This window comes from Sphingobium sp. (genome assembly GCF_033795625.1).
Classification (GTDB): domain Bacteria; phylum Pseudomonadota; class Alphaproteobacteria; order Sphingomonadales; family Sphingomonadaceae; genus Sphingobium.
This window is the reverse complement of record NZ_JARYGI010000020.1, coordinates 51,956-66,146: the sequence shown is the minus strand read 5'-3', so window position 1 is coordinate 66,146 and position 14,191 is coordinate 51,956. Positions and strand designations below refer to the sequence as shown.

Here is a 14,191-nt window from a genome sequence, read left to right as displayed (position 1 = left end):
AAACTGGCAAAGGCAGCGCTTCATCAGCCCTCCGCTGCCAAACAGGCGTCAGAACGCGAGGTTGATAGAGGTGCCCAACTGGTCGTCGCCCGGCGCAATCGAGGAAGACGTTCGCGCCGTCGACGTTTCCGAGGACGGCGACTGGAGCGCCGTTCGCGTCTGGCACACCCCCACCGGCCAGATGGGTGCTCGGATCAATCCGACATACGGCTTCATCTATGGCGAAAAGGCGCGCCTGCGTCCGTTCACCGGCATCGGTGGCACGCGTCTCACGCAGACCGCGCGATTCGCTATCGAGGGCGATGGGTCCGACGAGCCAGCACTTACGCGCAAAGCGGCACCGAGGCTGGCCTACGCGGACGTGACCCGGACCGATGACGTGCGGACGTTGACCGACATCATTCGCGACGTGAAGCGGCTGGCCAAACTCAAATAGAAAACAGGAGCAAAGCCCCGCTTCTACTCCGCGCTATCGTCCTGCGGCGGATTTTCGAACCAGGCTTCGACCGGGCCGGAAAGCTTGATCGTCAGAGGTTGCCCATGGCGATCCTTGGTCTTGCCCGCGGCGACACGTATCCAGCCTTCCGAAATGCTGTATTCTTCGACATCATTGCGCACACGATCCTTGAAGCGGATGCCGATGCCACGCTGAAGCACGTCCATGTCGAAGTGCGGGCTGCGCGGATTGGTCGACAGGCGGTCGGGCGGCGTGTCGGTGACGGGAGCCGGAGTGTCGGGCGTATCGGTCATGTTCATATCCTGCTGGAAAGGCGTGCGCCTAGCGGTGCGCGTGGGGGCGCGTCAACCGTGCGAACCCTCAGGCCCGCACTTCCCCAACCACGCCCGCACTATTGTGCCGCAGCGCGGTCAGCACCGTGTCCACGATAGCAGCCGCATCGAGACGCGCATCGGCATATTGCTTTTCCGGCTTGTCCTGGTCCTGGAAGACATCGGGCAAGCGCAACGTGCGGATCTTCAAGCCGGAGTCCGTGAGGCCAAGATCGCTTGCCAGCGTCAGCACATGCGCACCGAGGCCCCCGACAGCGCCCTCCTCTACCGTCACGGCCACTTCATGCGTGGCCAGCAGCTTGCGGATCAGCGCCTCGTCCAGGGGTTTTGCAAACCGCAAGTCGGCGACGGTCGTAGACAACCCCTTGGCCTCCAGCGTTTCAGCAGCCTTCAAGGCTTCCTCAAGCCTCGTACCAAGCGAGAGAATGGCGATCTTCTGCCCCTCCCGCATGATGCGGCCCTTGCCGATCTCCAGCAATTCAGGCGTACCGGGCAGGGCGACCCCCGTTCCATTCCCGCGCGGATACCGCACGGCTATGGGGCCGCTGTCGTGCTCGGCGCAGGTATGCACCATGTGCACCAGTTCCGCTTCGTCGGCGGCCGCCATGACGACGAAGTTGGGTAGGGTCGCCAGATAGGTCACGTCAAAGCTGCCTGCGTGGGTGCTTCCGTCCGCGCCAACCAGCCCCGCCCGATCGATGGCGAACCGGACAGGCAGGTTCTGGATAGCGACATCATGGACGACCTGATCGTAGGCCCGCTGCAGAAAGGTGGAGTAGATGGCGCAAAACGGCCGCATCCCTTGCGCAGCAAGACCCGCGGCAAACGTCACCGCATGCTGCTCCGCGATGCCCACGTCGAAGGTGCGCTGCGGAAACGCCTGCTGAAACTTGTCGAGCCCCGTGCCCGAAGGCATTGCTGCCGTAATAGCACAGATCCGGTCGTCTTTTTCCGCTTCGGCGACCAGAGCCTGAGCGAAGACATTGGTATAGCTTGGCGGTCCCGGAGGCGCCTTTGCCTGTGCGCCTGTGACGACATCGAATTTCTGCACGCCATGATATTTGTCGCTGGCCGCTTCGGCAGGGGCATAGCCCTTGCCCTTCTTGGTCACGACATGGACGAGGATCGGTCCTTCCTCGGCGTCCCGGACGTTCTCAAGGACAGGGATCAGCTGTTCGAGATTATGTCCGTCGATCGGGCCGACATAATAAAATCCAAGTTCCTCGAACAAGGTGCCGCCCATCGCCATGCCGCGCGCGAACTCGTCCGTCTTGCGGGCCGCCTTGTGCAGCGGTCGCGGGAGCTTGCGGGCGAGGCGCCTCAGCACATCGCGGACCGAGAGGAACTCCCGGCTGGACACGATCCGCGCCAGATAGGCCGAAAGGCCGCCGACCGGAGGCGCGATCGACATGTCATTGTCGTTGAGAATCACGACCAGCCGGTTTCCGGCCTCCCGCGCATTGTTCATGGCTTCATAGGCCATGCCGGCCGACATAGCGCCGTCGCCGATCACGGCAATTCCCTTGCCCGGCTGGTTCTTCAGCTTGTTTGCGACCGCAAAGCCGAGTGCCGCGCTGATCGAGGTCGAACTATGCGCCGCGCCGAAAGGATCATATTCGCTCTCGGACCGCTTCGTAAACCCCGATAGCCCTCCGCCCATCCGCAATGTGCGAATACGGTCGCGCCGGCCGGTGAGGACCTTATGCGGATAGCATTGGTGTCCCACATCCCAGACCAGCCGATCCCGCGGCGTATCGAACACATAGTGAATGGCAGTCGTAAGTTCGACCACGCCTAGGCCGGAGCCCAGATGCCCGCCCGTCACGCCTACCGCCGAAATCACTTCACGCCGCAGCTCATCCGCGAGTTGCGGCAGCTGCGCAACATTCAGTTTCCGCAGATCTTCAGGGAACCGGACCTGGTCAAGCAACGGCGTGTCGGGGCGATCGGACATGATTAAGCGTTTCTCCTGACTACCGCTTTAGCCGTTTGCGCTTAGGGTGTCGAATGGCGTTATGCGGGCACTACGCCGCGCATTTGGCGCAGGTCCCCAGCACTTCGATGACGGGCCGCTCCGTCCTGAACCCCTCGCTTGCGGCGCGCTTGCGGACATTGCCGGTCAGGGCATCGTCATCCACATGAGTCGCCTCGCCGCATGTCCGGCAAACCAGGAAAATGCAGTCATGCACGCAGCCCGGATGCGCATTGGCGATGTACGCGTTGGCACTCTCGACCCGCATGGCAAGGTTGGAGGCAACGAAGAGGTCGAGAATGCGATATACGCTGTTCGGCGCCACCCGCTTGCCGCGCGCTTTCGAAACCGTATCGGCAATATCGTAGGCGGAGGCAGGCTTTTCCTCACCCGACAACGCATCGAATATGGCCGCGCGCATCGGCGTCCACTGTTCGCCGTTTCGTTCCAGCGTGGCTTGCGCTTCATTGGCGAGCGACATGCCCGTTGGTTCATGATGTTGATGATGCTGCGCCATGGATGCTATCTAGGCTTGCACGGAGGGCGCGGCAATAGCTGGAGGTCCACAGGCTGCACTCTGCGCTTGCCTCATCCGAAATTCCCCTTATGAAAGCGGCGTCATCTGGGGAGTAGGCAACCACGGTTTTCCGTGGGCCGCGCGTCAACATATTTGGTGGAGACACCATGGCGCGCGGGACGGGATCTTACGGGATTTCGTCTATCGAGACCAATGGCACCGCTTTTCAACCGGTCGGGCTGGAAGATAGGTGGCATTGTGTCCTTGCCCGGCCTGGATTAGATCATGGAAGCCTTTCTCGCTTCAACCGCTGTCGTCGCTCTCGCTGAAATGGGTGACAAGACGCAGTTGCTGGCCATCCTTCTCGCCACGCGGTTCCGCAATCCGGTTCCTATAATTGCCGGGATATTGTTCGCCACACTGGCCAACCATTTCCTGGCAGCCTGGGTGGGTCATAGCATTGCCGGGTTGCTCGAGAGCAGCGCTTTCCGATACGCCGTCGCTGCCGGTTTCATCGGCATGGCACTCTGGACGCTGGTGCCGGACAAGCTGGACGATGAGGTGAAGCCGCCAACCCATGGCGGAGTCTTCCTGACCACGGCAATTGCCTTCTTCATTCTGGAGATGGGAGACAAGACGCAGGTCGCCACCATTGCCCTCGGCGCGCAATTCGGCACGAACATGGCCAATCTTCTGGCCGTCACGGCTGGCACGACCTTGGGCATGATGATTGCCAATGTCCCCGCCGTCTATCTTGGCGAGGCGCTGATAAAGCGCATCCCGCTTGGCGCGATCCGTGTCGTCGCGGCTGCATTGTTCCTCGCGCTCGGACTGTGGCTGCTGGCATCATTGCGGGGCTGGGCATGACGCCTGTTGCGATTCGCATGCTGCCCTGTTACGCGCCCGCAACTTCAGCGCCCGTACGAAAGTCCGCTTAATGTCCGATCAGATCAACCGTGTTGTCCTCGCCTTTTCGGGTGGCCTCGACACCAGCGTCATTCTGAAATGGCTGCAGCAGACCTATAAATGCGAAGTCGTGACCTTCACGGCCGACCTGGGCCAGGGCGAAGAGCTGGAACCGGCGCGCCGCAAGGCCGAAATGATGGGCGTGAAGCCCGAACATATCTTCATCGACGACCTGCGCGAGGAGTTCGTCAAGGACTATGTGTTCCCGATGATGCGTGCCAACGCGGTATACGAAGGCGTATATCTGCTTGGCACGTCCATCGCCCGCCCCTTGATCGCCAAGCGCCAGATCGAGATCGCACGCCAGGTGAATGCCGATGCCGTCAGCCACGGCGCGACCGGCAAGGGCAACGATCAGGTGCGTTTCGAACTTGGCTATTATGCGCTGCAGCCGGACATCAAGGTTATCGCCCCGTGGCGCGAATGGGACTTGACCAGCCGCACCCGCCTGATCGCCTTCGCTGAAGAACATCAGATCCCCATCAGCAAGGACAAGCGCGGCGAGGCGCCGTTCTCCACCGATGCCAACATGCTGCACACGTCGTCCGAAGGCAAAGTGCTGGAGGACCCGTGGGACGAAGTGCCCGACTATGTCTATTCGCGCACGGTCCACCCCGAGGATGCGCCGGATCAGGCCGAGACGATCACGATCGATTTCGAGCGCGGCGATGGAGTCGCGATCAACGGCGAAGGCATGTCCCCAGCCACACTGCTCGAAACCCTCAACGACTATGGCCGCAAGCATGGCGTCGGCCGCCTCGATCTTGTCGAGAATCGCTTCGTCGGCATGAAGTCGCGCGGCATGTACGAGACGCCCGGCGGGACGATCTACCACATCGCGCATCGCGGCATCGAGCAACTCACGCTCGACCGCGGCGCCGCGCATCTGAAGGACGAACTTGCGCCGCGTTATGCCGAACTCATCTACAATGGCTTCTGGTTCTCGCCAGAGCGCGAGATGCTGCAGGCGGCGATCGACCACAGCCAGCAGAAGGTGACAGGCACCGTGCGGCTGAAGCTCTACAAGGGCGGCGTTTACATCACCGGCCGCAAGTCACCCTTTAGCCTTTACAGCGAAAAGGTCGTCACGTTCGAGGACGATGCAGGCGCTTATGACCAGCGCGATGCGGCAGGATTCATCAAGCTGAATGCCTTGCGCCTGCGCCTGTTGGGTCGCCGCGACAATTGACGCGCCGAAAAGGGTTGCGTTGTACATAGCGGGAGCGATTAGTCCTGCGATGCAGCACACCTCAAGGCATCGCATCTTCCCCTGGCGCTATGGCATGTTCCTGGCCCTGCTTGCCTTCGCGCTGCCGCTTGCGTTCCTCTTGCCGTGGCATGAAGGCGTGATGGCTGGTTTCGATGTGGCGGCACTGGCCTTCATGCTTTCCGTACCGCCCCTGCTGGATGCTGACGCGGGCACGATGCGGCGTCACGCGCTAGAGAACGACGCCAATCGCGGCGTCATGTTGTTTCTTACGGCAATCGTCAGCCTTGTCATATTGGTGGCGGTCGGGGTGGCCGTCACTGCGCATCACGCGCCGGATGCCATGTCTATCGCATTGGTGCTGGCGACGCTCATCATCGCCTGGGTTTTCTCCAACACCGTCTACGCCATGCACTATGCCCATATGTGCTATATCACAGAAGGCGGCAGGCCCGAGACGGGCGGGCTCGATTTCCTGAACAGCGAACGACCGAGCTACTGGGACTTCATCTATTTCGCCTTCACGCTCGGCATGACTTTCCAGACATCGGACGTCAGCGTCACCAACACGGTCATGCGCAAGACCGTGGTTTATCACTGCCTCGCAGCATTCGTGTTCAACCTTGGCGTCATCGCTTTCACCATCAACATACTTGGCGGCGGCTAAGGCGCTTCCGCTCCTTCATAGGTTGCTTACCTATATCGGCTAGGCCCAGTGCCATGCGCAAAGCGAGCATCACTGATCCTTGCCCACCCTCAGCCGTGAGTCATGGCGTCGGCGTTGCCGGGCTTGGGGGACTGGCGATATGGATAGCGACGGCGTGGCATTACGGCATGGATGGTCCATATGCCGGGGTCGCGGCGGTCTTCGCCTGCGGCGTGCCGATGGTTCTCTGGTCGCTTCTGGTGGACCATGTGCATCGCAACCCCTCCACCGGAATAGATTGGGAGGGCGAGCCAAAGCCGCTGCGTGACATTCTTGACATCAGCCTCGTCAAGCTGGTGGGCCTTTGGACGACCTGGGGCGGCATTGCAGTCCTGTATTGCCTGGCAAGATGGTACTGGGACGGCGGCTATCGCTTTGCGATGGAAATGTTCGGAGCGGCCGCGCCCTGGCTGCTCCTGTCGTCGGTACCCTATGTGTTTTGGCTGGACCGCAGACTCGTCGAGCCGCACGACGCATCCTATGCATTTGGCCAGTGGATCATTGGTGGTGCAGCGGGACTTGCGGATCGCACGCAAGTGGCGCACCACCTCCACGCATGGGCGGTAAAGGGCTTCTTCCTTGCTTTCATGCTATCGGTGCTGCCCTCGAACTTCGCAAACCTAATCCATTGGGACCCAGCGGAGGTGACCGCCAGCCCCGTCAAGCTCGCCAACTTCCTGATCGTCCTCCTGTTCCTGATCGACGTCGCCTTCGCGACCGTAGGGTATATGCTGACGTTGAAGCCGCTGGACGCGCATATCCGCACCGCAAACCCCTTGCTGGCAGGTTGGATCGCGGCGCTGATGTGCTATCCGCCCTTTGTCCTGATGGGGAATGGCGGGCCGCTCGATTATCACCATGGCACAGCCGAATGGAGCCACTGGCTTTCCGGCGACGGCTCGTTTCAGCTTGCTGTGCAGTGGATCTACGGCAGCGTTCTGGTGGCGCTCACTGGTATATATGCGTGGGCGACCGTCGCTTTCGGCCTCCGCTTCTCGAACCTGACGCATCGCGGGATCATCACGCACGGCCCTTATCGCTGGACGCGCCATCCGGCCTATCTGTCGAAGAACCTGTTCTGGTGGCTTTCCACCCTGCCGTTTCTGGTGACGACAGGCAGCGTCGTAGACATGGTACGAAACAGCACGACGCTGGCGATCGTCAGCGCGATCTACTACTGGCGCGGAAAGACCGAGGAAGCGCACCTGCGCATGGACCCCGCTTACCTCGCTTATAGCGAATGGATGCGCCGCAACGGATGGATCGACCGGTTGCTGACATCATTCAAAGGCGAGCACAGGGTTCCGTCCGTGCAACCCGCGGAATGATCCTCAGAAGCTTTCCTCGGCATATACGCGGCTGACATCGCCCTGCCACTCGCCATGATAGCGGTCCAGCAGCCGTTCGGCCGGCGTCTTCCCGGTATCGATGACATCCTGTAGCGCCGACAAATAGCCAGTCTCATTGTCGCCAACGCTGTTGAGGCGCCCCCGCGCCGCAAGACCACTCCGGGAAATGCCAAGCACTTCACTCGCGATGTGCCGCAAAGTCCTGCCGCCGCCGATCGGCGCATCGAGGCCAAGGCGCGGCACGGAGTCACGCAGCCACTGCCGCTCCTCCATCGACCAGTCCTTCACCACATCCCATGCAGCATTCAGCGCCGTCTCGTCATAAAGCAGCCCCACCCAGAAAGCGGGCAACGCACAAATGCGGTTCCATGGCCCGCCATCGGCGCCGCGCATCTCCAGAAAGCTCTTGAGGCGGACTTCCGGGAAGGCCGTGGAGAGGTGATCCTCCCAGTCCTTCTCAGTGGGCTTTTCGCCCGGCAGGATCGAGAGCTTGCCTTCGAGGAAGTCGCGGAAGCTAAGCCCCGACGCATCCAGATATTTGCCGTCACGAAACACGAAGTACATCGGCACGTCGAGCGCGTAGTCTGCATAGCGCTCATAGCCAAAGCCGTCCTCGAACACGAATGGAAGCATGCCCGTACGATGCGGATCGGTGTCGGACCAGATATGGCTGCGATAGCTCAGCATACCGTTAGGCTTGCCCTCGGTAAAAGGCGAATTGGCAAACAGCGCCGTCGCGAGCGGTTGAAGGGCGAGACTGGTGCGGAACATCTTCGCCATGCCTGCCTCGCTTTGATAGTCGAGGTTCACCTGCACGGTGCAGGTCCGCAGCATCATGTCGAGCCCCATGGATCCGACGCGCGGCATGTGCCGCAACATGATCTCGTAACGCCCCTTGGGCATGATCGGCAGTTCGGCGCGCGTCTTGTCCGGCCACATGCCAAGGCCAAGGAAGCCAAGGCCCAGCATATCGCCGACATATTTCACTTGCTCCAGATGCCGGCCGGTTTCGGCGCAGGTCTGGTGCAGGTTTTCGAGCGGCGCTCCGGAAAGTTCAAGCTGGCCTGCGGGCTCCAGGCTGATCGTGCCGTCGTCTCCGGACAAGGCGATGATGTTATCGCCCTCGAACACGGGCTTCCAGCCATAGCGGGTGAGACCGATCAGCAGCGTATGGATGCCGCCCTTTTCTTCATAGGACGGTGCATGATGATCCTTCATCGAGTAGACGAATTTCTCATGCTCGGTGCCGATCCGCCAGCGCTCCGGCGGCTTTTCGCCTTTTGCAAAGAGCGCAATGAGCTGATCGCGGCTTTCGATTACCGGATCGGCTCCCCCTGAGTCTGTTCTTGTGCTCATGCCCCGCCCTTAGCTGTTCCCCCGCGCAGGTCAAACAGAGCGGGCGGATCGCAGATAAGGCAGGTCTATCGCAGGCGCAATCTCATTGCGTATCGAAACCTTTCATTCTGCGGTCCAGTCGCCATTAAGCGCCATCCAAGTTGACGTTGCCGCAATGGCGGCAGTTTCGGCACGCAATATGCGAGGACCGAGCGAGACCGGAACGGCGGCTGGATGATTCCGAATCGCTTTCCGTTCCTGTGGATCGAAACCACCTTCCGGACCTACGAGGAACGCCGCCCGACCGGGATGATCCGCAAGTGCCTTGGCTATAGGAGTGCCGCCCGTCTCGTCAGCGAAGAACAAACACCGGCCCTCGGGCCATTCCCGCAGCAGTACATCAAGCTTCACCATCTCAGCCAGTTCCGGAAGCGCAGTCCGCCCGCACTGCTCGGCAGCTTCCACCAGATGGGCGCGCAATCGGTCAAGGTTGAGCTTGTCCACGACCGCCCGCCGGGTCAGCACTGGCTGAAGCCGCGCAACGCCGAGTTCGCACGCTTTCTCGGCAATGAGGTCGATTCGCCCCTTCTTGATCGGCGCGGCGCAGAGCCAGAAGTCAGGCACCGCTTCGACCGGCCGAGTCTGCGCGACGCATTCCAGCACGATATCGCGCTTCCGCACGTCGCGGGCGACCGCTGCCCACTCGCCGGATTTTCCATCGAACAGCAGCACGGTATCGCCGACTTTCACGCGCATCACGGACACCAGATAATGCGCGGGGTTCCCGTCCAACGCTACGGTCGCACCCTGTCCCAATGACGTTTCGACAAAAAGGCGCGGTGCGCTTTGCGGGGGCCAGGCGGGCGTAGCGGGCATAAATTCCAACTTCCGTTCGCCCCATGCTTGTCGGAGGGCAATTCTGGTTTAGAGAAAATCCGGGCTCGCCAAGCTCAGCCCGAACGGAGTGCATGTTGCAAGAGCAAATCGTCCCTGACAGCGAAGCGCGCGGCCTCGTCGCGCGTTTGCCCGCCACGGCACGAGGGCTGGCGCTGCTGGCGCGATTCGACAGGCCCATAGGCTGGTGGCTGCTGTTCTGGCCGGGCGCATGGGCGATAGCCCTGGGCGGCGGCGTGACGCGATGGGATATGATCCTGTGGTTCCTGCTCGGCAGCATCGCGATGCGGGGCGCCGGATGTGTCTATAACGATATCGTCGACCGCGATCTCGACCGGCAAGTGGCGCGTACTGCGCTCCGTCCATTGGCGAGTGGCGCGATATCGTTGAAGGCCGCATGGATATGGCTCGTAACCCTCAGCCTCATCGGCCTGATCGTCCTTTTGCAATTGCGCCTGTATGCACAGGTCGTCGCGCTCGCCAGCCTCGGCCTGGTTGCCGCCTATCCCTTCATGAAGCGAATCACATGGTGGCCGCAGGCGTGGCTGGGGCTGGTGTTCAGCTGGGCCGCCCTCGTCGGCTGGAGCGAGATTGCGGGCGCGCTGACCCTGCCGGGGCTGACTCTCTACGCAGGGTGCATTGCGTGGGTGATCGGCTACGACACCATCTATGCGTTGCAGGACCGCGAAGATGACGCGCTGATCGGTGTGCGGTCCAGCGCGCTGCGAATGGGAAAGCGCGTGCGGTTCGGTGTCGCCCTGTTCTATGCAGCGGCTGTTGCGCTCTGGGCGGCAGCAATCTGGCAGATCCGCCCGCAACTGCTGGCGCTCATCGCGCTGCTGCCGATGGCAGTGCATCTATTCTGGCAGATCGCGACACTTAAGGAAGACGGCATCGATTCGCTCGCCAAGTTCCGTTCCAACCGTTTCGCCGGACTTCTGATGTTCCTGGCCTGCCTCGTTGTGGGCAGCGCCTAGATCATTCCGCCGCCAGCAATTGCTCCGCCGCACCAAGGTCCACGGAGACCAGGCGACTGACACCCTGCTCTATCATCGTGACACCGAACAGGCGGTGCATTCTTGCCATGGTCACGGCGTTGTGCGTGACGATCAGATAGCGCGTCTTGGTATCCGCCACCATCTGATCCAGCAGGTCACAGAAGCGTTCGACGTTCGCGTCGTCCAGCGGCGCATCGACTTCATCAAGCACGCAGATCGGTGCGGGATTGGTCAGGAACAGCCCGAAGATCAGCGCAACTGCCGTCAGCGCCTGCTCCCCACCGGACAGCAATGTCAGCGCGGTCAGTTTCTTGCCGGGAGGTTGCGCCATGATCTCAAGCCCGGCTTCCAACGGATCATCGCTGTCGATAAGTTGCAGATGCGCCTGACCGCCATTGAAGAGCGTCGTGAAAAGACGCCGGAAATGCCCGTCTACAGCCTCGAATGCCGCAAGCAGCCTTTGCCGCCCTTCACGATTGAGACTGCCGATCGAGCCGCGCAGCCGATTGATCGCCTGCGTCAGCTCCTCGCTTTCCGAGCGGCTTCGTGCCTGCTCTGCCTCCAGTTCCGCCAGTTCCTGTGCGGCGACAAGATTGACAGGGCCGATTCGCTCACGATCCGCCGTCAGCCGGTCCTGCTCAGCCTGTTCGGCTTGCGCCACACGGATAGTGCTGCTGTCAAAGCCAAGCCGCTCCGGCAGAACGGGCGGCGGACATTCGAAGCGCTCGCCCGACAAGGCCCCCATTTCGAGCCGCTTTTCCTGCGCAGCCTCTGCCCGCGCCACCGCGCCTGCCCGCGCCTCGCGAGCCTGCGCGACGCCTTCCGACATCTTCTGCGCCTGCGCCTCGGCTGTGCGAAGAGCCGCGTCGGCTGTGCGTTCCGCATCCTGCGCATCCGTAGCCTTCTGATGCAACACCGCTGCATCGGCTGACAAGGCAGCGAGCAACTCGTCCAGTGCTTCGGGCTTGCCGATCAGCTTGGCGCGGTCTGCAAGGATCGCCTCGGCACGTCCGGCCATGGCCGCGATGCGCTTGGCCGCCTCGCCCGCGCGCGAACGCCAGCCGCGCGCTTCGGCGTCTGCGGCCGTCATGCGTTCGCGGTCGGCTGCGATGGTTCGCTCGGCCATCGCCTGTTCCGCCCGCACGTGGCTCACGGCCGTCCGCGCCCGTTCACTGTCCCGCGAAAGGGCTTCTACGAACACACGTAGCTCGGTGCCATCGGGGATCTTTGCGCGATGATCTACGGCCACTTTATACTCACCGGTAGCCGTCTCGTGGTCCCGGCTCACATCGCCCAGCCGGATGTCCAGTTCCGCACGTCGTGCCGACAATCTCTCCAGCGCCCCGGCATTCTCATCTATCGTGCGTAGCGCATGGCGCAGCCTCTGTTCGGCGTCGCTCATGATCGCCCGCGCTTGCGTCAGGGAAGCACTGGCGGCACGCCCCGCAGCCTCCGCCTGCTCCAGCGAAGCCCTTGCCGCGTCCACGCTTTCGGCCAATGCAGGACGCGCTTCTGCAATGGCTGACAGGCGATTGAGGCGGATGAGGCGCTGCGCGGCCTCCGCTCCCCCTTCAAGAGCGACAAAGCCGTCCCACCGTCGCAAACGGCCATCCATCGTTACCAGCCGCTGCCCCACGGCAAGGTCCTGCCCCTCGTCCTTCTTGGACACAGCGATTTGCGACAGGCGCCTTCTCAATTCGACAGGTGCGGTGACATGATCCGACAGCCGGGCCAGTCCGGCAGGCAGGGCCGGATCATCGACACGTGCCGCCACGCCTGCCCAGCGCCGCGTCGCATCCCCGCCAACCGATGCTTCCAGATCGTCACCCAGCGCGGCTGCGAGAGCATGTTCATAGCCGGGCGCGGCCTGCAACTGGTCGAGCGCGCGGCCATTGCCTGAGCCACGCTGGATCGCCTTTGTCAGTACTGCCGCTTCGCTATCCAAGGCCGCCAAGGCCGCTCGCGCGGAGGACAATGCCGACTCCGCCTGGGCCCGCTCCATGCTGGCGGCATCTCTGGCTCTCTCCGCCTCGTTTATCGCAGCTTCGCTCGATGCACGGTCGGCCTCCGCACGCTGCCGGGCTTCCACTGCCTCTGCACGCTTCTGTTCCAAGGGCTCCGCTTCGGGCAAGCCCGCCGCTTCGCCTTGCACGCGGCGCAGGTCGCGATCCGTACGCTCCAGCCGCGCACGCGCCGCGACGAGCGCAGCTTCGGCGACTCGCAGTTCCGCCTGCTCGGCTGCCTGCTTGGCCATGGCACGGGCAAGCTCGACCTCCGCATTGCGAGCCGCCGTTTCCGCCTCCGCCAGCCGTGTCGCCCGCTCGGGAGCGGCAGCGGTGGTTTGCGCAATCCGCTCCTTCAGCATTGCGGTTTCGGTCGCAAGCCGCGCCAGCGCCTCGGCGGCATCATTGGCGAGCGTCCCCTCGCGTCCGCGATCCTCCTCCAGACGCTCAATCTGGGCGGACAGATCGGCGAGACGCTGGGCGGCGGCGGCACGCTCGGCTTTCAACGTCGCCAGCCGGTGCCCCGCCTCCGTCGCGGCATCCCGCGCATTCTGCGCCTCCACGCGAGCTTGCGCCAACAGATCGACGCTCAGCCGGGCATGCGCCGCAGCCGCCATCTGCGCTTCCTGAGCCGCTGTCACGGCCGCATCGGCTGCCTGAGCCTCGCGCTTGGATGTTTCGGCCAAAGCAGCCGCCTCGCGCCAGCGCCCGAAGATCGTACGCGCCTCGGCAACGCGGATCTGGGCGGATAGCTGCGTATAGCGTTCGGCTGCACGTGCCTGACGCCGCAAGGCATTGGCGCGGGCGTCCATGTCCCCCAATATGTCGTCGAGCCGCGCCAGATTCCCCTCGGCGGCGCGCAACTTCTGCTCGGCATCGCGGCGGCGCACATGCAGTCCCGCAATGCCTGCCGCTTCCTCCAGCATCGCGCGGCGCTCCTGCGGGCGGGCGGCGATAACGGCGGCGATTTTGCCTTGGCTGACCAGCGCGGGGCTGTGCGCACCCGTTGCCGCATCGGCGAATATCAGCCCAACGTCCTTGGCGCGAACGTCGCGGCCATTGGCGCGATAGGCACTGCCTGCTCCCCGCTCGATCCGGCGGATGACCTCCAACTCACCGTCGGCACCCACATTGACCGAGGGGAATAGCTCGCCCTGCTCCTGAATGGTGAGCATCGAAACCTCGGCGAAGTCCCGTTGCGGACGCGTAGCGGTCCCGGCGAAGATCACGTCTTCCATACCGCCGCCGCGCATGGACTTTGCGCTCGACTCGCCCATCACCCAGCGTATCGCTTCGAGAAGGTTGGATTTGCCGCAGCCGTTAGGGCCGACAATCCCCGTCAGCCCCGGCTCGATACGCAATTCCGTTGCGTCGACAAAGCTCTTGAAGCCGCTGAGTTTCAGCCGCTTTATCTGCACCGGCCGCCCCTGCCTGTGCAGCGCCTGTCAGAAGAGA

Annotated in this window: 11 protein-coding genes and 1 pseudogene; 6 read left to right on the top strand and 6 right to left on the bottom strand. The window is 62.7% G+C overall.

The features are described from left to right. Positions 1-436, top strand: a pseudogene (locus tag QHC67_RS11630) (CHAP domain-containing protein); the annotation flags it as partial. 23 nt (positions 437-459) lie between these two features. Here the strand turns inward: QHC67_RS11630 and QHC67_RS11625 are convergent. From QHC67_RS11625 to QHC67_RS11615, 3 genes are all read right to left on the bottom strand, one after another. Continuing rightward, positions 460-750 (bottom strand): DUF3297 family protein, encoded by a 291-nt coding sequence (locus QHC67_RS11625; protein ID WP_319294483.1) that lies wholly within the window; start codon positions 748-750, stop codon positions 460-462. Between the two features lie 67 nt (positions 751-817). Beyond that, positions 818-2,743, bottom strand: coding sequence for a 1-deoxy-D-xylulose-5-phosphate synthase (dxs, locus tag QHC67_RS11620; RefSeq protein WP_319294481.1), 1,926 nt, complete (start codon positions 2,741-2,743; stop codon positions 818-820). 70 nt (positions 2,744-2,813) lie between these two features. Beyond that, positions 2,814-3,278, bottom strand: a complete 465-nt coding sequence (locus QHC67_RS11615) for a Fur family transcriptional regulator (RefSeq protein ID WP_319294479.1) — start codon at positions 3,276-3,278, stop codon at positions 2,814-2,816. Positions 3,279-3,563: 285 nt separating this feature from the next. Between QHC67_RS11615 and QHC67_RS11610 the strand changes: the two genes are divergently transcribed. The 4 genes from QHC67_RS11610 to QHC67_RS11595 all read left to right on the top strand — a co-directional run bounded on the left by QHC67_RS11610 (position 3,564) and on the right by QHC67_RS11595 (position 7,485). Continuing rightward, positions 3,564-4,145 carry a TMEM165/GDT1 family protein gene (locus QHC67_RS11610; protein WP_319294477.1) on the top strand — a complete coding sequence of 194 codons (582 nt, stop codon included), beginning with the start codon at positions 3,564-3,566 and terminating at the stop codon, positions 4,143-4,145. Positions 4,146-4,215: 70 nt separating this feature from the next. Then, positions 4,216-5,433, top strand: a complete 1,218-nt coding sequence (locus QHC67_RS11605; RefSeq protein ID WP_319294476.1) for an argininosuccinate synthase — start codon at positions 4,216-4,218, stop codon at positions 5,431-5,433. Between the two features lie 49 nt (positions 5,434-5,482). Then, positions 5,483-6,118, top strand: coding sequence for a DUF1345 domain-containing protein (locus QHC67_RS11600; RefSeq protein ID WP_319294474.1), 636 nt, complete (start codon positions 5,483-5,485; stop codon positions 6,116-6,118). Positions 6,119-6,171: 53 nt separating this feature from the next. Continuing rightward, entirely contained in the window at positions 6,172-7,485 is a 1,314-nt protein-coding gene (locus QHC67_RS11595) for a methyltransferase family protein (protein ID WP_319294472.1), read from the top strand. 3 nt (positions 7,486-7,488) lie between these two features. Here QHC67_RS11595 and QHC67_RS11590 read toward each other — a convergent pair whose 3' ends face one another. Together QHC67_RS11590 and QHC67_RS11585 are read right to left on the bottom strand one after the other, a co-directional pair. Continuing rightward, complete coding sequence (locus QHC67_RS11590) at positions 7,489-8,862, bottom strand: glutamate--cysteine ligase (RefSeq protein ID WP_319294470.1); 1,374 nt, start codon at positions 8,860-8,862, stop codon at positions 7,489-7,491. A 102-nt stretch (positions 8,863-8,964) separates the two neighbouring features. Further along, a complete protein-coding gene (locus tag QHC67_RS11585) occupies positions 8,965-9,717 on the bottom strand; it encodes a 16S rRNA (uracil(1498)-N(3))-methyltransferase (protein ID WP_319294468.1) in 753 nt (250 codons plus the stop codon). A gap of 95 nt (positions 9,718-9,812) precedes the next feature. Here QHC67_RS11585 and ubiA point away from each other — a divergent pair, with 95 nt between their 5' ends. Then, positions 9,813-10,712 carry a 4-hydroxybenzoate octaprenyltransferase gene (ubiA, locus tag QHC67_RS11580; protein WP_319294493.1) on the top strand — a complete coding sequence of 300 codons (900 nt, stop codon included), beginning with the start codon at positions 9,813-9,815 and terminating at the stop codon, positions 10,710-10,712. Between the two features lies 1 nt (position 10,713). Here the strand turns inward: ubiA and smc are convergent, their stop codons facing one another. Then, the gene (gene smc, locus QHC67_RS11575) at positions 10,714-14,154 is read right to left on the bottom strand and encodes a chromosome segregation protein SMC (protein ID WP_319294466.1); all 3,441 of its coding nucleotides are present in this window, start codon (positions 14,152-14,154) and stop codon (positions 10,714-10,716) included. Between the last annotated feature and the right edge of the window lie 37 nt (positions 14,155-14,191).